Source organism: Leptospiraceae bacterium, assembly GCA_024233835.1.
Classification (GTDB): Bacteria; Spirochaetota; Leptospiria; order Leptospirales; family Leptospiraceae; genus JACKPC01.
The window spans coordinates 106,075-129,182 of sequence record JACKPC010000002.1 but is presented as its reverse complement, the minus strand read 5'-3'; the positions used below and the strand labels follow the sequence as shown (position 1 = coordinate 129,182).

Annotated in this window: 22 protein-coding genes and 1 rRNA gene; 17 read left to right on the top strand and 6 right to left on the bottom strand. The window is 38.0% G+C overall.

The window, feature by feature from the left end:
- The first annotated feature begins 21 nt into the window (after positions 1-21).
- The 5 genes from H7A25_09835 (at position 22) to H7A25_09815 (ending at position 5,866) form a co-directional block, all read left to right on the top strand.
- Positions 22-447: a hypothetical protein gene (locus H7A25_09835; protein MCP5500190.1), complete on the top strand. Its 426-nt coding sequence runs from the start codon at positions 22-24 to the stop codon at positions 445-447.
- Positions 448-502: 55 nt separating this feature from the next.
- Entirely contained in the window at positions 503-1,420 is a 918-nt protein-coding gene (gene lipA, locus H7A25_09830) for a lipoyl synthase (GenBank protein MCP5500189.1), read from the top strand.
- A gap of 144 nt (positions 1,421-1,564) precedes the next feature.
- Positions 1,565-3,754: a sulfate permease gene (locus H7A25_09825; GenBank protein MCP5500188.1), complete on the top strand. Its 2,190-nt coding sequence runs from the start codon at positions 1,565-1,567 to the stop codon at positions 3,752-3,754.
- Entirely contained in the window at positions 3,751-4,257 is a 507-nt protein-coding gene (locus tag H7A25_09820; protein MCP5500187.1) for a PaaI family thioesterase, read from the top strand. The genes H7A25_09825 and H7A25_09820 overlap by 4 nt, the downstream gene beginning before the upstream one ends.
- Positions 4,258-4,516: 259 nt before the next feature.
- Positions 4,517-5,866, top strand: coding sequence for a hypothetical protein (locus H7A25_09815; protein MCP5500186.1), 1,350 nt, complete (start codon positions 4,517-4,519; stop codon positions 5,864-5,866).
- A 67-nt stretch (positions 5,867-5,933) separates the two neighbouring features.
- Here the strand turns inward: H7A25_09815 and H7A25_09810 are convergent, their stop codons facing one another.
- Positions 5,934-6,989 carry a serine protease gene (locus tag H7A25_09810; protein ID MCP5500185.1) on the bottom strand — a complete coding sequence of 352 codons (1,056 nt, stop codon included), beginning with the start codon at positions 6,987-6,989 and terminating at the stop codon, positions 5,934-5,936.
- 61 nt (positions 6,990-7,050) lie between these two features.
- On the opposite strand from H7A25_09810, the gene H7A25_09805 reads away from it, so the two are divergent.
- From H7A25_09805 to H7A25_09760, 10 genes are all read left to right on the top strand, one after another.
- On the top strand, positions 7,051-8,388 hold the full coding sequence (locus H7A25_09805; protein ID MCP5500184.1) for a DUF2029 domain-containing protein: 1,338 nt from the start codon (positions 7,051-7,053) through the stop codon (positions 8,386-8,388).
- A gap of 152 nt (positions 8,389-8,540) precedes the next feature.
- Positions 8,541-9,869, top strand: coding sequence for a DUF2330 domain-containing protein (locus H7A25_09800; protein ID MCP5500183.1), 1,329 nt, complete (start codon positions 8,541-8,543; stop codon positions 9,867-9,869).
- A 6-nt stretch (positions 9,870-9,875) separates the two neighbouring features.
- Positions 9,876-11,198 carry a DUF2330 domain-containing protein gene (locus H7A25_09795; GenBank protein ID MCP5500182.1) on the top strand — a complete coding sequence of 441 codons (1,323 nt, stop codon included), beginning with the start codon at positions 9,876-9,878 and terminating at the stop codon, positions 11,196-11,198.
- Between the two features lie 2 nt (positions 11,199-11,200).
- Positions 11,201-12,076: an RnfABCDGE type electron transport complex subunit D gene (locus H7A25_09790; GenBank protein MCP5500181.1), complete on the top strand. Its 876-nt coding sequence runs from the start codon at positions 11,201-11,203 to the stop codon at positions 12,074-12,076.
- 2 nt (positions 12,077-12,078) lie between these two features.
- A complete protein-coding gene (locus H7A25_09785; GenBank protein MCP5500180.1) occupies positions 12,079-13,413 on the top strand; it encodes a DUF2330 domain-containing protein in 1,335 nt (444 codons plus the stop codon).
- The gene (locus H7A25_09780; protein ID MCP5500179.1) at positions 13,414-14,163 is read left to right on the top strand and encodes a biotin--[acetyl-CoA-carboxylase] ligase; all 750 of its coding nucleotides are present in this window, start codon (positions 13,414-13,416) and stop codon (positions 14,161-14,163) included.
- Positions 14,160-14,945 (top strand): type III pantothenate kinase, encoded by a 786-nt coding sequence (locus tag H7A25_09775; GenBank protein MCP5500178.1) that lies wholly within the window; start codon positions 14,160-14,162, stop codon positions 14,943-14,945. Before H7A25_09780 ends, H7A25_09775 begins: the two co-directional genes overlap by 4 nt.
- 9 nt (positions 14,946-14,954) lie before the next feature.
- Entirely contained in the window at positions 14,955-16,205 is a 1,251-nt protein-coding gene (locus tag H7A25_09770) for a hypothetical protein (protein MCP5500177.1), read from the top strand.
- A 108-nt stretch (positions 16,206-16,313) separates the two neighbouring features.
- The gene (locus H7A25_09765; GenBank protein MCP5500176.1) at positions 16,314-16,922 is read left to right on the top strand and encodes a hypothetical protein; all 609 of its coding nucleotides are present in this window, start codon (positions 16,314-16,316) and stop codon (positions 16,920-16,922) included.
- 3 nt (positions 16,923-16,925) lie between these two features.
- Entirely contained in the window at positions 16,926-17,693 is a 768-nt protein-coding gene (locus H7A25_09760) for a pyridoxine 5'-phosphate synthase (GenBank protein MCP5500175.1), read from the top strand.
- On the opposite strand, the gene H7A25_09755 is transcribed toward H7A25_09760, so the two are convergent.
- From H7A25_09755 to H7A25_09740, 4 genes are all read right to left on the bottom strand, one after another.
- A complete protein-coding gene (locus H7A25_09755) occupies positions 17,659-18,609 on the bottom strand; it encodes a hypothetical protein (GenBank protein ID MCP5500174.1) in 951 nt (316 codons plus the stop codon). The genes H7A25_09760 and H7A25_09755 overlap by 35 nt on opposite strands.
- Positions 18,581-19,120 (bottom strand): hypoxanthine phosphoribosyltransferase, encoded by a 540-nt coding sequence (gene hpt / locus H7A25_09750; GenBank protein ID MCP5500173.1) that lies wholly within the window; start codon positions 19,118-19,120, stop codon positions 18,581-18,583. Before hpt ends, H7A25_09755 begins: the two co-directional genes overlap by 29 nt.
- 3 nt (positions 19,121-19,123) lie before the next feature.
- The gene (locus H7A25_09745; GenBank protein MCP5500172.1) at positions 19,124-20,548 is read right to left on the bottom strand and encodes an aldehyde dehydrogenase family protein; all 1,425 of its coding nucleotides are present in this window, start codon (positions 20,546-20,548) and stop codon (positions 19,124-19,126) included.
- 95 nt (positions 20,549-20,643) lie between these two features.
- Positions 20,644-20,958 carry a hypothetical protein gene (locus H7A25_09740; GenBank protein MCP5500171.1) on the bottom strand — a complete coding sequence of 105 codons (315 nt, stop codon included), beginning with the start codon at positions 20,956-20,958 and terminating at the stop codon, positions 20,644-20,646.
- Positions 20,959-21,103: 145 nt separating this feature from the next.
- Between H7A25_09740 and rrf the strand changes: the two genes are divergently transcribed.
- Together rrf and H7A25_09730 are read left to right on the top strand one after the other, a co-directional pair.
- A 5S ribosomal RNA gene (gene rrf / locus H7A25_09735) occupies positions 21,104-21,220 on the top strand.
- Between the two features lie 127 nt (positions 21,221-21,347).
- Entirely contained in the window at positions 21,348-22,538 is a 1,191-nt protein-coding gene (locus H7A25_09730) for a hypothetical protein (GenBank protein MCP5500170.1), read from the top strand.
- Between the two features lies 1 nt (position 22,539).
- Here the strand turns inward: H7A25_09730 and H7A25_09725 are convergent, their stop codons facing one another.
- Positions 22,540-23,046: a DUF2505 domain-containing protein gene (locus tag H7A25_09725; GenBank protein ID MCP5500169.1), complete on the bottom strand. Its 507-nt coding sequence runs from the start codon at positions 23,044-23,046 to the stop codon at positions 22,540-22,542.
- Positions 23,047-23,108: the final 62 nt, after the last annotated feature.

The following is a 23,108-nucleotide window of genomic DNA, read 5'->3' as shown; positions in this document are numbered from 1 at the left end:
TCGAGAATTAACTGATCCTGTATGAGTGAAAAAATACCCTTTACTTTTTTAGATAAACCCTCTATTCCTATGGATGAAAGATTGCATCAATTGGGAGATTCCTTTGTAAATTTTATTGAGGAAGTAGAAAGTTTAGCTCCCGAAGAATTAGAGAATTGCTTGTTTGTAGGTTCTATGGAGAAAACAGACCCCCTTATTCCCAAAGTAAATTTCTTACGCTTTATCTGGGCTTATTCAACAGGTTCAAAGAATAGTATCAGTTTAGCATCCCTTCAGAATATGAAATTTGAAAATAACCTCGATACTCTGTTGGACTATAAAGATGGATTTAGTGCACCTATTTATTTTGTTTTTCCACTAGTTGAATGCATTCGGATGAATTACAATTCGGATAAAGTCTATTTGGTGGGTGATGAAACAAAGTGTGAAATTTATATAAAAAATTAGATTGACCCGTATAAAGGACAATATACCCTTTAGAAAAGGATATATAAGAAAGTCTATGAATCCTCTGAAGAAAAAACCCAGAACAGGTAATAATACAGCTATTCCGGACAAGCCGGATTGGTTAAAGGTTCGGCTTCGTTTTCCGGTAGAAAATGATGAAGTTCGAACAGTGAGAAACACTCTTGATACAAGGACATTGCACACCGTTTGTGAAAGTGCTTCCTGTCCTAACTTAAATCAGTGTTGGTCCAGAAAAGCCGCCACCTATATGATTGCCGGAGATATTTGCACCCGAAAGTGTCGCTATTGTGATGTGGCTTCAGGTAAACCATTAGCTCTTGACTTAGAGGAACCTCAAAAAGTTGCTGAATCCGCTAAGCTACTCGGACTTCGCTATATTGTTCTTACTTCAGTGAATCGTGATGACCTGGAAGATGGAGGAGCTTCTCATTTTGCAAGGACTATCGAGTCTATAAAAACCCTTCTTCCGAAGGCTAAGGTGGAAGTTCTTATACCCGATTTTAAAGGCAAGCAGTCTGCCTTAGATATTTTATACGCTTCTAAGCCCGATATCATTAACCACAACATCGAAACTGTGAAAAGTTTATTTAGCCACATAGCACCCCAAAAAGATTATCACCTTTCTCTTAAAGTTCTCGAAAATGCGAAATCTCAGGGATTTCGAACCAAGTCAGGAATTATGCTGGGCATGGGAGAAACCATAGGAGAAGTAAAAGAATGTATCCATGATTTACGAATGGCAGGAACTGAAATTTTAACCCTCGGTCAGTATTTACAGCCCACGAAAACCCATCATCCGCTTGTAGAGTATATCAAACCGGAAGTATTTGTAGAGCTGAAAGAGTTTTCTCTTCAATTAGGTTTTCTGCATGTAGAATCCGGTCCCCTGGTTCGAAGTTCTTATCATGCCGATTATGCTAATTCTCTTCCGGAAAAAAATCAGGAGTTATGAGAACGGTTTATCACATGTAACCAAATAGTTAATGGTGCTGAGAATTTACAGTCTTGAGCTTTTAAATACTATGTAAAAAATCACACGAAAAAGACTTTTTTATACTTGATAGGGATACTGAAATTTTTAGCCTGTTTCCTACCTATGAAATTCTTAAAAAAACCACTGACAAAACCCGGACTTCGAGATATTTCCGCATCTATAGCTGTCTTTTTAGTAGCGATTCCCTTATGTCTCGGTATCGCACACGCTTCAGGTGCCCCCCTTATTTCAGGAGTGATAGCCGGGATTCTGGGAGGAATCGTAGTAGGTATTCTCAGTGGTTCAAGTTTAAGCGTTAGCGGACCGGCTGCCGGTCTAACGGCCATTGTAATATCAGGAATTGCCGAACTGAAAACCTTTGAAGCATTTTTAGCCGCAGTGATGATTGGGGGTATCGTTCAAATTATATTCGGTTTTTTAAAAGCCGGTATTATCAGCGATTACATACCAAATTCTGTTATCAAAGGGCTTTTAGCTGCCATCGGTATCATACTCATACTCAAGCAATTTCCTCACGTTTTAGGTTATGATATAGAACAATTTGGAGTATCGGAATTTAGTCTTACTCCCCAGGATCTCGATGATTCAGGTAATAAAGAAACCAACACGATAACTCTTTTCTTTCACTCTCTCACTCATATTAATCCGGGTGTTGTGCTGATAGGCGTTTTATCTTTATTCGGTCTTGTTTACTGGGAGAAACATTTGCACCATAAATTTCGATTTATCCCGGGTTCTCTTCTGATTGTTTTACTCGGAATTCTTATAAATGAGTTTTACAGACTTTATCTGCCGGTTTATACTTTAGATAAAACGCACCTTGTTAATATTCCAATTCTGCAACATCCTTTTGAAGTAAAAGAATTCTTGCACTTCCCTGATTTTAATGCACTAAAAAACCTGGCTACCTATAAGCTTGGAATTACTATAGCCATAGTGGCTTCTATCGAAACTCTTCTTTCTATAGAAGCGGTGGATAATCTGGATCCTGAGAAAAGAACCACACCTGTCAACCGAGAATTATTGGCTCAGGGAGTAGGTAATACTTTAAGCGGTTTGCTGGGTGGTCTCCCGATTACTTCTGTAATTGTTCGAAGTTCTGTCAATATGAATGCGGGGGGAAGAACCAAGTATTCTACAATTTTTCATGGAATACTACTCCTCCTTTCTATAATTGCTATTCCATCTCTATTAAATAAAATTCCCCTGGCAACCCTTGCAGCTATTTTGTGTTATACCGGTTTTAAACTCACCCGTCCTTCTATTTATAGAGAGCTTTTTAAACAGGGTCACATTCAGTTTATTCCTTTTGTGGTGACAGCACTCGCTATTGTTCTTACCGATCTATTAATCGGGATCGTCATAGGTTCTTTATTTGCTTTCTTTTTTATCCTGAAAGATGTGTTTTCTTCTCCTATCATTAAGGTACTTCGTACTGATAGATCGATTAAAATTTTTCTCGGGGAAAATTTAACCTTTCTGCACAGGGCCAGAATCTGGGAAACCTTGAAACAAATTCCGGATAATTGTAAAGTGATTATAGACGGAAGACGTAGTATTTACATTCATCATGATATAGAAGAACTGTTCCTGAATTTTCACAGGCAGGCCAAAATTCGAAATATTACCCTGAGTATTATCGGATTAAAAAATATTCACCTCGATACTTCGTTAAAACAGGGAAAAGATGAGATCATGTACAATCGTCTTTTGGAAGACAATGAAGACTGGGCCTGGGAGAAATTACAGGAAGACTCCTCTTTCTTTGAGAAGTTAGCAGCAGGGCAAAATCCTGATTTCTTAATTATCGGTTGTTCCGATAGTCGAGTTCCGATAAACATGCTGACTAAGGCTGACCCGGGTCACATTTTTGTTCATAGGAATATTTCCAACCTGGTTCGTCTTGATGATACAAACCTCATGTCAATTTTGGAATATAGTGTAGGTGTACTAAAAGTGAGACAAATTATTATTCTCGGTCATTACAACTGCGGTGGTGTACATGCTGCTGTTACCGGTTGTACCGGGGTTGTTGAAAAATGGGTGCAGCCTATTCGGAAAATGTATGAAGATAAATTAGAATATATCAATACAATAAAAGATGAAAATGAAAGAAGCCGTAGAATCGTGGAACTAAATGTAATCGAGCAAACGAAGCATTTAAAACAGGTTCCGGTGGTAAAGGAGTCTATTGAAAAATATTCCTATCCAATCATTCACGCCTGGGTCTATGACTTAAAAACCGGTCTGGTTAAAGAATTACCCATAGATGGAAGTCCTATAAGAAAATGAAACTACCGGAAGATATACAAAACTTGCAAAAAATCCCGAATCGCGAGAATCATAAATGTTTTGCCTGTAGTCCTATGAACTCTGCAGGTTTAAAAATGGTTTTTTTTACAAATGGAGAGAGTGTTGTTTCGGAGTTTCGAATACCTGAGCATCTCTGTGGCTGGGACGATATTGTCCATGGAGGAATCATATCTACTATTCTCGATGAGACAATGAGTTGGTCTTCTATCTATCTTTTAAAGCGCTTTATTTTGACACAGTCGATGAAGGTGAATTTCATAAAACCCATTTTTACAGGTCGGGTTTCTTATTCACAGGGTAGAATCAAACGCATGTTGAATCCGAGAAAAGCTGTTGTGGAAGCCTATTTGTATAACGAAAAAAAGGAACTCTGTGCGAGTTCCAGGGGGATTTTTGTACTTTACACTACAGAACAGGCAAGGCGCCGACATTTTTTTAGTGATGAACTTATAGATTCTTATTTATTTATTATGAATTCTTAGGTAAATCGTCAAAAAGTAGTGTGAAAAAATGAATCTCCTCAAAAAATCAAGAAGAAAGTCTCCAGAAAGCGTCCCATCGGTGGATCGCTTTCTTTTGCCCCGAATAAATGATGGGATACAAAAATTTTAATAATAAAATTATTTTTTAAAAAAAACTTGCCTTTTTTTTTCAGTTCTTTAGAACATGTCCATATTCTCACTGTATCTTTGCCTGACAAGGCTTGGGTTCAGGGTGAAATATTTTTTGGAGATTTCTTTTATGAAACAATTGACTCGTTTAATTACTGTTTCCTTACTGGTTGCAGGCCTCATTCATTGTAAGAAAGATGATGATAATAAAGACCAGCAAACAGCCCTACTTCTGGCTATGGCCAGTAATGCAGGTAGCTCAGCCGGCACCCTGACAGCAGCCCAGGAAACCCAGAAGAACACAGTAGCCGCTACCAGTACTTCTGTAGCAAGTAGTGTTTCCACTTCTGTTTCCACTTCGATTTCCACTTCGATTTCATCATCAGCTACTTCTGCTGGTAGTTTTTCTGCTCAACTGGATAATCTGAAGAACCAGGGAAAATTTTACAACCTGGTAGCTGATATCATGAAAAATGGTCGTGACCCGTACTATTCCAGAGAAGCAGTTCGTAAGTTTTTTACTAATAAACTGTTAGAGAAAATGGCTGCTAAGGCTCAAACTCCTAAGAAAACCAGCAATACCCATCTTTCTGCTCTAAGTGGTTCCTATTCTGATGGATCAGTTACTATTGATCCTACTAAAGGAACAACGACCAAGTTTACAGCTACTTTTTCCGGAACTCAGGACGGAGTCAGCTATACCCAAACAGAAGCAGCAGGTGACTATATGAAGAAGGCAGTTTATTCAGCGTTTGCTACAAATCCAAACTATTCCGGCTGTACATTTGATCCGGTAAAAGTTTATACACAAACCGGTAAACAGGGGACTATAGACATTACCGATGGAAAGCTTACACTTAGCCAAACTATGTTAAACAAGTCTACTCAGAATACCAGCGGCGGTTATGATTCACAGTTTTCTTTAGGAGTTTCTAGTGATTTTTCTGCTACTTTGAAATTCTCCAATTATGGAATGCTGGTTCAGGATCCGAGTGTAATGGTTAAATTTTACAAAATATTGAAAACTTTATATTCAAAAAGCATGGCCGAGTATTCCTGTGATGAGATAAAACAGTATGCTGGTTTTCTGAATATGTTGTATACTCCTTCTTTGGGAACTACTATGAATTCAGGTACTCTTACAGCTACTTCTAATTCAACAGGTTCAATGAGTTCTACTACAACTTACACTTCTACTCAAAGTGGAACTACCTACACTTCAAAAACTACAAATGTTGGCAAATCAAGCGGAACAACTACTGCAAGCAGTAAATCTACAGATTTGAAAATTGAAAACGTTGATTCTCCTATGGATGTTACTTACAAACAAACCTATAGTTTTGATTACGATTATGGTACCTCTTATGAGGGAGGTAAGTATACATATACAGCGAGTAAAGTAACCGGAACTTCTACTCTGAGTATTTCCGGAACTTTTGCAGGTTCACCCCTTAACTTAACAGAAACTATTAATTTCTAAGACCTTTGAGGCATCCGTTTGACAACCGGTTTAAACCGGTTGTCAGGGGAAGAATAAGCCTTAGGGCTTATTCTTTTTCTCCTTTTATTGTAATTTCCAGCTTCTTTCCTTCTCTAATAATACTGAAAGTTATATCTTCTTTTTTATCTATTTTTTTCATGTCTTCAAAGAATTCAAAAAAACCGTGTATTTGTTTGCCGTTGAGATGCGTGATATAGTCATAGCGCTTGATGCCGGCTTTTTCGGCTGCTGAGTCTTTTTCCGGGTAACTGACGATTACACCTGCCATATCCGGAAGGTTAAGTTTTTTTACCAGATACATAGTTGTAAAAGGAATTTCTATAATTCCACGCATAGCCTTGGTTTTTACAGAAACAACTTCTTTCTGGTTTTTAACAAAGTTATAAAGTATATCTGTAGGAATCGCAAAACCCGGTCCGAAGGTTCCCTTTCCTCCTAAGGAGTAGGTAAATCGATTCATACCTATAAGTTTACCGGATAGGTCTATTACAGGCCCACCCGAACTTCCTGATAAGACCGGCTCACTTAATTGCAGGTAGTATTCCTCAGGTCTGTCATCGGCAATTCCTTTATTTACAATATTAGCAACATATCCTTTGATAAGAGTATCTCTACGACCGTGAGAGGCTCCAAAGGAAATATACTCAGTTCCTCTTGCGGGAAACTCTTCATACGGAATCGTTATATGAGGAATCTTGGTGGGAATTGGATCTTCGAACTCTGCTTTCAGGAGGGCTAAATCGTATTTATAATCGTCACCTATGACTTTTGCCTGAAGGTGCTTCTGGGTTCCACCTAAATTGATCCATACCTTTGTTTTGTTCCTGACTACGTGATAGCAGGTAAGAATGTGGCCTTCGTTATTTATAAAAAAGCCGGTTCCTAAAACGGTGTATTTTTCCTTGTCTATAGAGTCCCTTTCTTCTATCGTTACTGTACGTTCCATAAATTTAGAAGAAAGCTCAATAATATGTGCCTGATGCTTTAGGCTTGTATTGTAACTTTCCTTCCTTAAATTCTCTAATTGTATCTTACTTTTATCTTCCTTTTTACAGGAAAATATAAGCAGTACTATAAAAAATAAGTTGACATATTGAATCATAGTAGCAGGGTAATTTGCAGATCTGAAATAAGTAAACTATATTTTTACACCTATCTTCCTGATGAATAAACTAAAACAGCTATTAATTGAATCCACATTTTTGAAGGTATATCTTTTCATCGTTCTTGGATACTTCCTCGTACAGTTTGTTACCCTACTAAATCATCCTTCTTATGATTATCGTGATTTTGATTCTTATTATTACGCGGCAAAAAACGTTTTTACAAATCGTATTTACGAATTTCATACCGTAGGAGAAGACCTTCCATTACATTCTATGCTTACAAAGAAAATGATGGAGAAGATGCCGATGTTAAAACCGGACTTCTTGCCTTTTGCAAAAGAGTTGCAGGCGGCAACCGGCCTTAACCCGATAGCTCTCAACCGGGCTTTTGTTTTTCCGTATTTATATCCCCCGGTTTTAGCCTTTTATATCTATCCCTTAACCCTTATTTCAAAATTAATCGCTTTTCCTGTCTGGCATTTTCTCTTATATGCCTTTTACTTCCTTGCTTTAGTAGTAGCCATCGAAAAGTTAAGTGATGAGAAGATAAATTTACAATCTAAAACTTCAGTTATGTTTTTCCTCCTTCTCTTATTCTTTGTGATGCCAATGAATAATTCTTTATACTGGTCCCAGGTGAATGGTATAGTTTTGGGTTTATTCACTATTGCCATTTTTAAATATAAGGATTCTCCTATTTTAGCTTCCTCTTGTATGGCATTCTCTATCTTGATTAAGATGAGTCCGGCTTTGTTTTTAGTATACTTCTTTCTGAAAAAAGAATTTCGATTTTTACTTTATACTTTTTTGAGTTCTGTGGTAATTATTATTCCTACTTTGTTTTTTAAGGGGATAACAAATTGGATACATTTTTTTAAGAATTTACCCAACATAAGTTTCGGCGAAAAAGCCATTATGGGAACGGTTACCGTTATAGGTTCGGGAAACCATTCCTTGAAGGCCTTTGTTTATAAGGTCTTACCCTGGGATTTTCCCCATCTGTCGTATGTGCATTATATATGTGGTATTGTATTATTGCTCTTTTCCTTATTTGTTTACTTTCGCATGAAGAATGTTTCGGGAAGAGAGGAAATTCTAATTATTCAATTAAATATACTATTGATCATTTTAAGTCCTATGACCTGGTATCATCATCTGGTATTTTTGTTTCCTTCTGTTGTGCTTCTTTTTGTTCTTTATGAAAGAAATAAACAATATTCTTTACTTCACCTTGGTTTTCTTGCCGTAATTTTCTATCTAATATTTTATCCTGTAGATGTGCTGGTTTCACATAATCTTTATATACAAACTTTTTTTGAATCCTTTATACTTTTGGGATTGATGTCCTTATTTTTCTATGTTAGTTTTTTAGGAAAAAAAGAAATTCCCTTATAAGACAGCCCCTTAGGGTTTATAAAACATTTCCTTCTTTTTTACATCCACAATTTCCTGATTTAAAAACCTTCTTTTGCGATTATCCGTTTGACAAATGGGAAATGGCTGAATAGCCTTATCCTGATTTCACGATCTTTCTCTCGGAGTACTACATGAAAAAAAGAGTCTTTTACCTATTCGCTGTTCTTTCTATCCTGATTTTTTCTTTTGAACTCAGTTCCTTTTGTGGTTTCTTTGTCGCAAAAGCCGATGCCAGCCTCTATAACAGTGCTTCTAGGGTGGTGTTGGTCCGGGACGAAAACCGAACCGTTGTCAGCATGATGAATGACTATAAAGGAGAGCTAAAAGACTTTGCCCTTGTCGTTCCCGTTCCGGTTGTGCTTACCAGAAAGCAGATCAACGTAGGAGAATCGAAAGTCTTTGACCATCTCGATGCCTTTACAGCTCCGAGACTTGTGGAATACCACGACTCTGACCCCTGTTATACGACTCCGACTCTGGAGATGATGGAGAAGAAAACCTATTCTCCGGCTCCTGCCGGTAATGCTTCCGGAACGAAGGGAGGCCTGGGTGTAAAAGTAGAGGCCAGTTATACCGTAGGCGAGTACGATATTAAAATCCTGTCTGCCAAATACTCCAATGGACTCGAAACCTGGCTTCGTCAGAATGGATACAGGATTCCTAAGGGAGCGAGTAAGGCCCTACAACCCTATATTCGCCAGAAGATGAAGTTTTTCGTAGCAAAAGTCAATCTGAAAGAGCAGTTGAAGACCGGCTTACAATTTCTTCGTCCTTTGCAATTTGCCTATGAATCCGAGAAGTTCCTGCTTCCGATTCGTCTGGGTATGATTAACGCAAAAGGGGAACAGGAGCTTTTAGTCTATGTGCTTACCAAGAAAGGTCGGGTAGAAACTACCAATTATCGGACGGTAAAGCTGCCTTCCGATGTAGAAGTTCCGGAATTTGTTATTCAGGAATTCAAAGATTTTTATCGGGATATGTTTACTAAGCAGGTGAAAAAGGAGAATTACCGGGTTGTATTTACTGAATATTTCTGGGATATGGGCTGGTGTGACCCCTGCGCCGCAGACCCTTTGAGTCAACAGGAACTAAAATCTCTCGGAGTGTTCTGGTTGAATGAAGAGGGGAATCAGGGCTTTGGTGGAAGTAATGTAAAGGTGACAAGGCTACATCTGCGTTATAATAATAAAACTTTTCCGGAAGACCTGATGTTTCAAGAAACCTCCGATACAGCCAATTTTCAGGGTCGTTACATTGTAAATCATCCCTGGAAGGGAAGTCCGAATGCCTGCTCGGAAGCCAGAAACTATTTCAGGAATTTACAAACAAGAGAAGAAACTAGAGCTAAAAACCTCGCCGATCTAACCGGATGGAATCTGCAAAGCATTAGAAAAAAAATGAACTTTGAACAATATAGTAAGATACCCGCTAAGAAATGGTATGAAAGGATCTGGGAGTAAGTGAATATGTTACGATTTTTTATTTTTTTCCTGTTTATTTCTTTTAGCAGTAGTTCTGTCCTTTTTGCTTTTTGTGGTTTCTTTGTCGCAAAAGCCGATGCCAGCCTCTATAATAGTGCTTCGAGGGTGGTGCTGGTTCGTGATGAAAACCGGACCGTTGTCAGTATGATGAACGACTATAAGGGAGAGCTAAAAGACTTTGCCCTTGTGGTTCCTGTTCCGGTTGTGCTTACCAGAAAGCAGATCAACGTAGGAGAATCCGGGGTTTTTGACCATCTCGATGCCTTTACAGCTCCGAGGCTTGTAGAATACCATGACTCTGATCCCTGCTATCGGCTCTATGAAAATGAAGATGGTGTTGTGAAGCAAGAAAGTGTTAAGGAAAGTAGTTCAGAAACACCTAAAAGTCCGAAAGGTCTGGGTGTAAAAGTAGAGGCCAGTTATACCGTAGGCGAGTACGATATTAAAATCCTGTCTGCCAAATACTCCAATGGACTCGAAACCTGGCTTCGTCAGAATGGATACAGGATTCCTGAGGGAGCGAGTAAGGCCCTACAACCCTATATTCGCCAGAAGATGAAGTTTTTCGTAGCAAAAGTCAATCTGAAAGAGCAGTTGAAGACCGGCTTACAATTTCTTCGTCCTTTGCAATTTGCCTATGAATCCGAGAAGTTCCTGCTTCCGATTCGTCTGGGTATGATTAACGCAAAAGGGGAACAGGAGCTTTTAGTCTATGTGCTTACCAAGAAAGGTCGGGTAGAAACTACCAATTATCGGACGGTAAAGCTGCCTTCCGATGTAGAAGTTCCTGAATTTGTGATCCAGGAATTCAAAGATTTTTATCGGGATATGTTTACAAGACAGGTGAAAAAGGAGAATTACCGGGTTGTATTTACTGAATATTTCTGGGACATGGGCTGGTGCGACCCCTGCGCCGCAAACCCTTTGAGTCAACAGGAACTAAAATCTCTCGGAGTGTTCTGGTTGAATGAGCAGGAGAACAAAGGCTTTGGTGGAAGTAATGTAAAGGTGACAAGGCTACATCTGCGTTATAATAATAAAACTTTTCCGGAAGACCTGATGTTTCAAGAAACCTCCGATACAGCCAATTTTCAGGGTCGCTACATTGTTCGCCATCCCTGGAAGGGAAGTCCGAATGCCTGTTCGGAAGCGAGGCTATATTTTGATAACCTTTATACATTAAGGGAAGGAAGGGCGCAGAACCTTTCTATGCTCACAGGTTGGGATATAAACGAGATACGAAAGAAAATGAATCTCGGTGAGAAACCTATTTCTAAGAAGAAATGGTATGAAAGGATCTGGGAATAAGTTTGACAGACCTCATTTCTAAAGAAAAGCTTCCAACTGCAAAACGCAGTTGGAGGGAGATGTTTTATATATATGATATTCGGTATATTCATATATTCTTAATGGCAAGTCTCTTGATGGGAGGAGCTTTATTCCGGGATTTTTCCATTGTTCCCTTGCAAGTTGCTCTAACTTTTGTATTTGGAATCTTGAGCCAGGCTATGTTTATTCGTATTTTTAGAATAAAAAATGTGGGTTATTTAAGTGCTGTTATAACCTGTTTTGGAATATCCTTATTGCTTCGTTCTAACCACATCTGGGTTCATCCTCTGGCCATTTTTCTTGCGATTAGCAGTAAGTTCTTAATTCGTTTTCGTGGGAAGCATCTCTTAAATCCGGCGATGTTTGCTGTTTTATTTGCTATGAATCTCCTGCCCGCTTCCTGGATTTCACCCGGACAATGGGGGTATGACCTCGCTGTACTATTCTGGCTACTCATATTTGGTTTTATTGTAACGGCTCGTTCTAGAACTCTCTGGATAGGTTTGAGTTTTATAGGTTTTTATTTCGGGCTTTTGGCTATACGTGTTTTATACCTCGGTTATCACTGGGATGTATGGTTTCACCAGTTCAAAAGCGGTTCTCTGTTGTTATTCAGTTTTTTCATGATAACCGATCCGAAAACCTCCCCCGATCATCCTTCCGGAAGATTGATTCACACAGGCATTGTGGCTCTTATCGCTTTTATCTGGCAATATTATTTTTATTTTTATCATAACCTCCTATATGCCTTACTTTTTGCCAGTCCTCTGGTTCCTCTCTTAGATACTTATTTTAAATATGAAAAATTTGAATGGGCAGGTTTGGTATCCGACCTTACTGTTCATAAAGGGGTTTAAGAATGCTTAGAAAAAAAGGGTTTATTTCTATATTCCTACTTTTGGGAATACTCGGTTTATTCCAGGAAGAACTATCTTCTTTTTGCGGTTTCTATGTGGCGAAAGCAGATGCAAAGTTGTTTAATGAAGCATCCAAAGTCGTGCTGGTTCGTAATGGGAATAAAACAGTAGTCGGTATGATGAATGACTACAAGGGAGAATTGAAGGATTTTGCTATTGTAATTCCGGTTCCTGTGGTTTTAAAACGGGAGCAGATTAATGTGGGAAATCAGGCTGTATTTGACCATCTGGATGCCTATACTGCTCCGAGACTGGTAGAGTATTTCGATGAAGATCCCTGTCAAAGAAAGTATGAAGAAGAAAGGGATATGCGAACAGAGGGTGCTGTCAATGATGATTTCGGTGGAGGATCCAGAAAAAAGAAAGACCTCGGAGTGAAAGTAGAAGCCAAATATTTAGTGGGGGAATACGATATACTGATTCTTTCTGCGAAGTATTCTAGCGGACTTGAAACCTGGCTTCATACAAATGGGTATAAAATACCGGAGGGAGCAAGCAAGGCATTAAAGCCTTATATACAGCAAAACCTCAAGTTTTTTGTAGCGAAAGTTAACCTGAAAGAACAGACGAAAACAGGTTTGCAATTTTTGCGTCCCCTACAATTTGCTTATGAATCTGAGAAGTTTATGTTACCGATTCGTCTGGGTATGGTCAATGCAAAAGGACCTCAAGAGCTATTGCTTTATGTACTCAGTCGGAATGGAAGGGTAGAAACCAGTAATTATAGGACAGTAAAGCTTCCCTCTAATCTAGAAATTCCTGCCTATATTAAAACAGAGTTCGGTAAGTTTTACAAGGACATGTTTTCAAAACAGGTAGAAAAAGAAAACTACCGAGTTGTTTTTACAGAATATTTCTGGGATATGAATTGGTGTGACCCCTGTGCAGCGGATCCATTGAGTAAAGAAGAGTTAAAATCTCTGGGTGTATTCTGGCTGGATGGAAACGAGCAATATGGTGGAGCTCAGAATGTCCTGGTTACCCGTCTTCATGTTCGTTATACGCCGGAAACCTTTCCGGAAGACCTGATGTTTCAGGAAACTTCGGATCGTTCTAATTTCCAGGGAAGATATATTTTGCAACACCCCTGGACAGGAAGCGCTTCTGCCTGTTCCGAAGCGGAACGTTATTTTTCTAATTTGCAGGGAAGACAGGAAAAACGGGCTCAAAACCTCTCTCATCTTACAGGCTGGGATATACAGGATATTAGAAATCGTATGAACCTGAATTCTTCTTCCTATCCAAGAAAGAAATGGTGGGATAGAATCTGGGAATAAATGAATTTACAGTTATTAGAATATTCAAAAAAAATAAAGCTTCATACAGTCGATTCTACTTCGAAGTATGCAGCAGAGAATTCTGTTGAAGCGGGTTCCTGGGTTATTGCAGATGAACAGACTGCAGGAAGGGGCAGGGGGAGTAAAACCTGGCACAGTGAAGGAGATGAAAAAGTAATCTTTTCCGGTAAAATACGTATCGAAAATCCGCTTCAGCCATTAAGTATTTTTCCCTTACTTGTAGGATATTATACCCTTCTTTGCATTGAAGAAGTATTTGGAAAAAATGAGACCTTAAGTCTCAAATGGCCAAACGATATTTATTCAGGGAAAAAGAAGCTGGCCGGAATATTAATCGATTCTTCCTTACAACATAAACAGTATACTATAATCATGGGTATAGGCATAAATATTTACGGAAAGATTTTGACTGAGAATACGGGGAATGCGACCTATTTATTAACAGAGCCGCCTTTTGATGCCTGGAAAGAGACATTTTACAAAACTCTTATAGACTATTTAAATCGAGCTACTCTCTTATTATATGAGAACACGGAGAGTCTGAATATCTTATCTGAAATTTATGAAAGATCCTATCTTACAGGTAAAAGTGTAAGGTATAAGTTAAATGGACTCCTTTCCGAGGCAAAGGTGAAAGGCTATACAAAAGCAGGTTTTTTGATTGTAGAAAGTGCTGGACAAAAAGAAATTCTCATGGATACTATGCCAGAATTTGAGGTGTTAAGTTGACAGACAAACTTTTAATTGTTGATGTAGGTAATACCAATACGGTAATAGGCGTGCATAGACCGGGAGATAAAGAGCCCATGTTTCACAGGAGAACGGTAACCCGAAGAGATAGAACTTCCGATGAATTAGGTCTTTTCCTGAAAGGTTTCCTGGATTCAGGTGGTATCAAAGAAGGAGAAATCGGACATGCTATTTATTCCAGTGTAGTCCCAGGTTTTAATCCTATATTAGAAAGAATGCTGGAAGACTGGTTTTCTGTGCATCCTATGAAAGTTCACTATGAAATGAAACTTCCATTTAAAATTCTTTATCAAAGACCTTTCGAAATAGGAGCCGACAGGCTTGTCAATGCCGCGGCGGCTGTAGAATACTTTCCCGGAAATTCTATCATCATTGATATGGGTACCGCCACTACGTTTTGCGTGGTGAATGATAAAAACGAATACCTCGGAGGAGTCATAGCACCGGGCTTGAAAATCTCTATGGAAACCCTGCATAGAAAAACGGCACAACTTCCCCCTATTGTTTTCCAGACTCCCAAGCAGGTTTTAGGAGATTCTACCCTAGAGTCCTTACAGGCCGGATTTTATTACGGTTGGGTGGGTCTATTAAAAAATATTATTATGGAGATAAAAAAAGAATACGGTTCCAATTATAGGGTTATCGGAACAGGAGGTTTGGTAACGACCATACATTCTTCTACCGATGGAGATGTATTTGATATTATCGATCCCTTATTAACTTTGAATGGATTGGAAGTTTTGCATCGTTTAAATGTATAAGAGCCGGAAATGAATATCTGGGAAATTTCAGAAAATCGACTCAAAATTATTGCTACAGGAAAAGGCTATGGTTGTATATATTTTTTCCTGTTTCTTTTTGGTTTAAGCATCTCTTCTGTATCTTCTCTCTTTTTATATTCGAACTGGGAAAAAGGAAATTACCCGGATCTTTTCTTAACTTCTTTTTTCTTTGTATTCGGTCTGGTGTTTATCTCCGTCTTTGTAAACCGTAAAGTTATAAACTATGACTCCGTGGTTGTTCTGGATAACCAGGATAAGACTTTAGAGTATTATAAAGAAGAGGATTATAAAATACAACTGGAATACGAAAACTTTTCTCACATTGAGCTTATTAAAGAAATCAAATATACGGAAGGGAAGAGTAGGACAGCCTATGATAGCTACCAGATTTTCTTAATCAAGAGAGATGGGGCTCAATTCTGGTTGGATTCCTTTTTGGATGCAGATCTATTTCAGGAACAAGCAAAGAAACTTCAGAGTTTTATAAACTGGAATATGAAAGACTTTTCGGGCTTCGGTCTCAGTGTAGAAAATAAAGACACGATGAGGAATTTAGCGGGAGCCAAAACCTACATGCCTTCAAAGTTTGTTGAATTAAAAAGTGAAATGGAGGGCATGGAAATTCAGATTAAAAAACCAGGGAATTTCGGAACCAGCTTTATTCTCTTTACTATTTTTTATATTTTTTTTGGTTTTCCTGTGTATTTTCTGTATTCCGCCTTTATCGATACAAAAGACGATGAAGTAGGTATTATTTTTGGAATGATTGCTCTGGTCTTTGTTAGTATTTTTCTATCTATTGTTTTACTAATTTTCCTCTTGCATATGAAAAGATATAGTCTTCTGGTAAATCGAAAAAGCCTGATGATCAGAATGCAGTATCCTTTATTCATTGATTGGCTTTTCGGAGCTAAAATGGAGATTCCTGTGGATAAAATTCGGTACATCCGGGTAAACCGGCTTGACGAAGGACATATCTGGCTCAGTCTTCTTACACACAGGTCTGTGCAATATCCAGGAGGACTAAAAGGATTACTATTCCAAATGGGCTTTTTTTCCCGCAAAAACCCCTTTTCCAAAAACACGGAAGAATGGACGGTTATCGGTCTCTGGGAAGTCCCATTCCAGGAAAAGCCTTCTAACAACCTGTCATTTATTGACCTTTTATTTGTAGAGAAAACCCTTGAGGAGCAGTTGGGACTCGAAGAAGAATGTATTGAAGACGAATTTTATAAATAATTTTTTTATAAAATAAAAAAAGCTGTGGAAATTTTTTTCGTTCTATGTACTAATACTCTGGATTCTTCAAGGCCTGTCTGGCTAAAAACCGTTTAATAGGAGTAGCTTATGTTGTTAAAAGTTTTAGTTTTTATGCTTTCTTTGTGGGGTTCCGGTCTATTTGCTGAGACCAGTGGTGGACTCGTTGTCGCAGATGAGGTCACCAAACAAAAAGCCCAGAAAGAAATGGATGCCATTTTACAGCGAATTCAATCAAAAATCGCTTTTATTGAGAAAGTACACTCAAGGCTCATTCTTTTTGATAAGGATTATGCGAACGTCGTCTTATTAAAGCACAAAACAGCTCCAGAGCTCAATAGTGTTAAGGCACATAAAAAATTAATCAATAGTCGGTATACCGTTTTAAAATTTGAAGGTGAAAAAGTTAAAGAAATTGAAATTGTTTATAAGGAAAGTTATCTGAATATAAGCTGGGAATATGAAAATAAAAAGCTTTTATTTTATCCCGAAGACTATAAAAGAACCATTATCTATACAGATGGTACTTCCCATAATTACATTACCGATCTGGACTATTTTGACTATGAAAACCGGGTAAAAATCCTTAAAAAAATCGAACTCAATATGATTGAATCCTCTTACAAATTAGAGCATATTTTATATAAGTATGAAACTCATAAAGCTGAGAAAGAAAAAAAGCAAATGGAACTTTATTAAAAAATGATACATTTGAGTGTCAATGTCAATAAAATTGCTACCCTGCGTAATTCGCGGGGTGGTGCCATACCCGATCTCCTCTATTTTTCCGGTCTTGCTCTTCGAGCGGGAGCTCATGGGATTACGGTTCATCCGAGAGAGGATGAGAGACATATCCGAAAAGAAGATGTATTTAACCTGAAAGATTTTTTAGAGATGTATAATTCTCATGGAAATGTAGATGTAGAATATAACCTCGAAGGAGAACCGGAAAAACGTTTTATTGATATATGTCTTGAGGTATTACCAGAACAGGCTACATTAGTGCCGGTTACTCCGGGGGAAATAACCTCCGATCATGGTTTTCAGTTTAAGAAAGATAAGGAAAAACTAAAACCGGCTATTGAGAAGTTGAAAGAAAAGGGGATTCGAGTCTCTCTTTTTGTGGATGCCGGTGTCGAAAACCTTTATCTGGCTAAGGAACTGGGAGCGGATAGGATTGAATTATATACCGGTCCTTTTGCGGAATTGTATGATCTGGGTGGAAGAGAAAAGGCTTTCGAGATCTTTCAAACTTATCTGCAAACTGCCAGAGAAGCGAAAGAACTCGGTCTCGGAATCAATGCAGGTCACGATCTGGATCATCTGAATCTACATTTATTTGCCACTCTTCCCGGCCTCGAAGAAGTTTCTATCGGACATCGTTTGATTTCTTACGCACTGGAAGTGGGTCTGGATGCTTCTGTGAAAGCCTATCTCAAAACTCTTTCTCTAAATGGCGAAAATTCTTAAAAAAGGGATCTTCCCGGATTAAGAAAATAGCCGCTTTTTCTAAGGCAAGATACAGGTAGTAGTTTCTTTTATCTGAACGCTGCTGTGTACGATTGTGACTGATAAATTTATCCAGGCTATTTTTCGCCATTGTATAGTTATTAGATTTGATGCCTCTCTGCACATCTCTCCAATATACGCTTAATGGAGACTTTAAACTTTCTTGCAGGATAAGTTTCTGGTTTCGGGTATAGTATAGAGTATCCCAGATACTATAAAAAGTCTGGGTTTTATTCTTCTCTGTTTCCAGAAATCGTACATAGTCCACAGGATTTTTTTTGAGTTCTTTGAGGTGTTTAAGTTCTTCGGACTTAAAACAGGTTTCAAAGACTCCGGAGTTCAGTATATCTTCAGTAAGAATTTTCTCTGTTATAAGATATTGAATGTGGCTTTCTGCCTTTTTGCATTCTCCGGAGCGGCAGTATTCAATGGCCTTCGTGTAATGGTAAACACTCAGTTTATGCCTTGGATAGATCTCCTGTATTAATTCTTCTTTATGGTTGGCTACGGCCAGTTTCTGAAATAAATCTCTATATAACTCATCATCCGGTTTTAAGCTGATAGCTTTGCGAATGAGAGGAAGAGCAGGTTCTGCCTGCTTTAAAAAATAGTAGTGTAAAATAGAGAGATTATAGCAGGAATGTGCATCGTCTACATCCCAGCAGCGTCTGTGTAAAGCTTCCATGCTTTCTTTGCGTGACTCTTCTGAGTGAAAATAATTTCGAAATACATTTTCATTCCAGTTTAAAAAATCCTCATTGAGACCGGTTTCTATGGGTTTCTCTGGTTTGAGCTTCTTTTTATCTCCTCCTCCCTGTGGCAGGCAGGTAAAAAAAAGGTAAATGAAACTAAGAAGGATGAGGATTTTCATTTTCATCAAGGATTCCTATATAATCAAGGTGTCGATATTTTTCCGCAAAGTCCAGTCCATAGCCTACAACAAAATGATCTTCTATAAAAAATCCCGGATAATCAATCGGATAGGCAAAGCGATGAACCTTTTCTTTTACCAGAAGAGCACTTAGCTTTAAAGAGGCAGGTTTTTGGGAAAATAAACTTTCGTAGATCTTATTTAAAGTTTTTCCGGTATCAACAATATCTTCAACCAGCAGAACATGTTTTCCTTCAATGCTTTCTTTCATGAGGAAATTGAGATCCAGAATTTCGGAAGATCGGGTACTGTTTCCGTAAGAAGCAGCTCGTAAGAAATCAATTTTATGTTCGAGTTTTATTTTTCGTGCAAGGTCGGCCAAAAAGATGAAACTTCCTTTCAGAACTCCGATAAGTAGAAGTTCTTTCCCCCGGTAATCTTCTGTAATTTGTTTACCGAGAGAAGAAACTTTCTCTTGAATATAAGAGGATTCAATCAGGATACCCGGTTGATTCACTGATTATACCAGGTTTTTTATTACATCCTTGGCAAGAATTTTTATGGTAGCCTTATAAGGTGGATACAGAAGTTGAATGGTATTCACAGGGCTGGATTGACGTAAAACAGCTCTTTCGTGTGAAAAGGCTCTAAAGCTGTAATACCCGTGGTAGTTGCCCATTCCACTTTCACCCACTCCGCCAAATGGTAAGTCTGGATTTACCAGATGAATTACTACATCGTTAATACAGGTTCCACCGGCTGAAGTTTCCTGAAGTACTTTCTGAATGGTATATTCTCGGTTACTAAATATATACAGGGCCAGGGGTTTTTCTTTTCGGTTAACGTATTCCAGTGCCTCATCTATAGTTTCATAAAGAACTACGGGAAGTAGGGGACCAAAAATCTCTTCATTCATAATTCTACTGTCCGCCGGTGCATTGTAAAGAACGGTCGGTGAAACAAATTTTTCTTCTGCCAGGGTTTGTCCACCGGCGATTATCTCCGCTCCTTTTTCTAAAGCTTCATTAAGGAGTCCCTGGATCCGATTAAATTGTCTTTCATTTATCAGCCTTGCATAATCAGGAGAGAGATGACGTTCTCCTTCTTTGCCATAGACTTCTGTAAGGGTTGTTCGAATGAGGTTTCTGAAATCATCCAGCTTGTTTTTAGGTAGGAGTATATAGTCAGGTGCTACACAGGTTTGGCCGCAGTTAATGAATTTGCCCCAGCATATTTTTTTCACCATTTCTTTAAAATCGCAGTATTCATCTACGATAACCGGTGATTTGCCGCCCAGCTCCAGGGTTACAGGAGTTAAATATTTAGCTGCTGCCTGCATAACGATTCGACCTACTTCTACACTTCCGGTAAAGAAGATGTGGTCATATCGTAAGCTGAGCAAATGACCGGAAACGGATGCGTCTCCTTCAATTACAGCTACTTCTTCCTCCGGAAAGATTTTTAACAGGTCTTTTAAGAGGGCAGAGGTATGGGCTGCATATTCAGAAGGTTTTACAATCATAGTATTACCTGCTGCAATGGCTCCAATGATAGGGGAAATGGAAAGATTGAAGGGATAATTCCAGGGGGCGATAATCAGGGCCTGTCCTTTGGGTTCAAAATAGACTTTACTCTGCGAGCCCAAAAGGGGAAGGGGAGTATCCACAGATTTTGGACTCATCCAATCTTTTAGATTTTTAATAGCGTCGTTTAATTCACCGATAACGGGTATAACTTCTGTTATATCTGCTTCCTGGGCTACTTTGCGAAAATCTTTATAAATTGCTTCATGAATTTCGCGAGTTCTATCTCTAACAGTATCCAGAAGTTTTTGTAGTTTTTCAACTCTCTCCCTGTAACTGGTTCTGGCTACTACAGGTTTATGTTTTTTTTGAAGTGCATAAATTCTATCGATTTCTTCAACCGGGGTATTCGGGGCTATCATATTCTCCTCCTAAATCAAACAGAACCCAGTTTCTAACACTCTTAGAAAAAGGGTATCATTTTTTTATACAGGTCTTTCTGATATTTTTACAGGACCTAATTTTTTTTGAAGTAAAACCCTTTTAAAAAGCGGAAGTACAAAAAGGGAAGCAATACGAGTTCCAGTCCGTAAATAAGCTTTGGAAGACCGAGACTCTGGGTTTTCATAGCCATGATGTAGGGCAAGGAGGGTATCGCAAAAAGAAAAAAGAGAAATCCGAAAATGATAACATTCAAAATAAGCAGGAGTTCTTTTAATTCATTCTTTAAAAGGTATCCGATTAAACCGGTAATGAGAACGCTATATAACGAATGAAATAGGGCAAAGGGTAGACTGAAGAAAAATTCCATGATTTCTTTTTTTGTATCCATAGCTAACCTGATAAGGAATCTAAATAAATCTGTCAAGTCTGGATGCAATCGAAGGTCTATGAAAATATTGAAATTTTTTATAATTAAGAATTATTTTTTAGAATTTAACTTGACTAAAAAAGGTGGGTTTATAGACTGTAATCATTCTGGTGGTTTTGGAGAAGGGGAAATACCTGTTCCCATCCCGAACACAGAAGTCAAGCCCTTCATCGCCAATGGTACTATGTGGTTCGCTGCATGGGAGAGTAGGACGCTGCCAGAATTTAAGCAATCATATCAAAGCCACCATCAGGTGGCTTTTTTATTTTTCGTAGTTCCCCATAATAATTATTTTCAGGGATAACTTGTTTTATTGACAAAATAAATCAGGAAATCTTATACAGGAAATAATGATCAAATTATTCCACTTTATTCTTCCCGTTCGTAAAATAGCCGCTATAACTATACTCTTATCACTTCTCAGTTTCCTTCTTACACTTTTTCCCGGAGAAAAATTGGGAGCTGAGGATGGGCCTGTAGGGATAGTGCTTGGACAAACTATCTGGAACGCAGCACAGGTGGGGTTTTTATTTATTTTGTTTCAACTATTCTTTAGCTATCAGAAATGGTGGTTTAAGTTCATCTCTATCTTAAGTATAGCTTTATTACCCTTTTCTGTTTATCTAATAAGTCCGGGAGGATATATATACTTAGTTCTAATCCTTTTAATTTCTGTACTTGTTTTTATTCTTCCTCCTCGAAACCTGGAGGTAAACCTATTAGATTCAAAAATTTTACCTAAAACATCCCTTTACAGATTTGAGTTACTTGCTTTCACCTGTAATCTGGCCTGCTCTTTATATAATTATAATTCAGCTAAAGATTGCTGGCCGTATTGGCATAGAATGTTTATTAAGCTGGGAGCTTTATTGGGTTTAGTTTTTAAACCGGAAGAATTTTCAGAAAAAATGTTTACTCTCGGACTGAAAGAGTTTAACATGCCGGTTTTTGTTCCTGCGGGTGTAGGAAATAATGTGGGATCAGTAATCTTTTTATTAATATGGAGTATATTACCATTTTTATATGTAGCATATTTTGCCATTTTATTCCAATTAAGTAAGCGGTCTTATGGAACACGTATCCAACAGGCTCTTTGCCTTTTTAGTATTTTTCATTTCCTTTTTTTAACAGATATGGTTGATTACGGATTTGGTAGAGGAATTATCAATCCTTATGCAGAATGGTGTCATTGGACAGAGAGACTATCCTGGAGAATCGCCATTTTGCTGCCGATATACCAGAAGTTTATGAGTAGAGAATGGAAAGAAGGCCGGGGGATTATTGGAATCCTGTTACATTATGGTCTTCTTATATGGGCTTTTGTATTTTTTATATACCAGGTTTTAATTTTTGATTTGATACGATTTTATAACTATGCATTTGAGGTAGATGTATCAGACTTTTATTTTGATCTCAGGGAAAACTACTATCAAGAATTAGGTTACCACGGAGCCCTGGTTCTTATGACGATTTTGTACGGATTCCTGTTATTTTATAGATCCCATAATCACTTTGTTTTAAGACCTTCTTTAAAAACTTAAACTAAGAAAGAAGGGTATTGGTTAAGACTTCTATCAGGAAATCTACATCATGCTGCCATGTTTTTTTTGTATCGCTTGCTACCTGAGAGGCGATGGTATTGCCGATTAAAGGAATCGAAATATTTATTTCTGCATTGATCTTGTATTCGGTTTCTTTTCCTTCCATGTTGTTTAAAAGGAATAATTCTCCTTTTATATGGACGGGTAAGCCTTCCATTTCTACCTCATAGTTTCCACGCTTTTCATCCTTTTCTTCGAGAATCCAATCATCTATTTGAATTAAGCTTGTTGTGCTTTTTACGAAATTTTTTAATAAGGCAGGGGGAGTAGAGGGAATAAGTCTTTTGCTTTGAATTCTGAAAACCTGTTCTTTATTACCATAGTATAGGAATTCAACATTACTGCATTTAGCGTGTTCATACCTTTGAAGTAAATGTTCCTGGTTAGTAAATAGCTCATAAACTTTATTTATAGGAAAGGGAATTTGAAATGTCTGAGAGATCTTCATGAAATCAATATTTTGAAAAACAGGTATATGACAAGGAAGAAATATATTGTTTTAAATAAAAT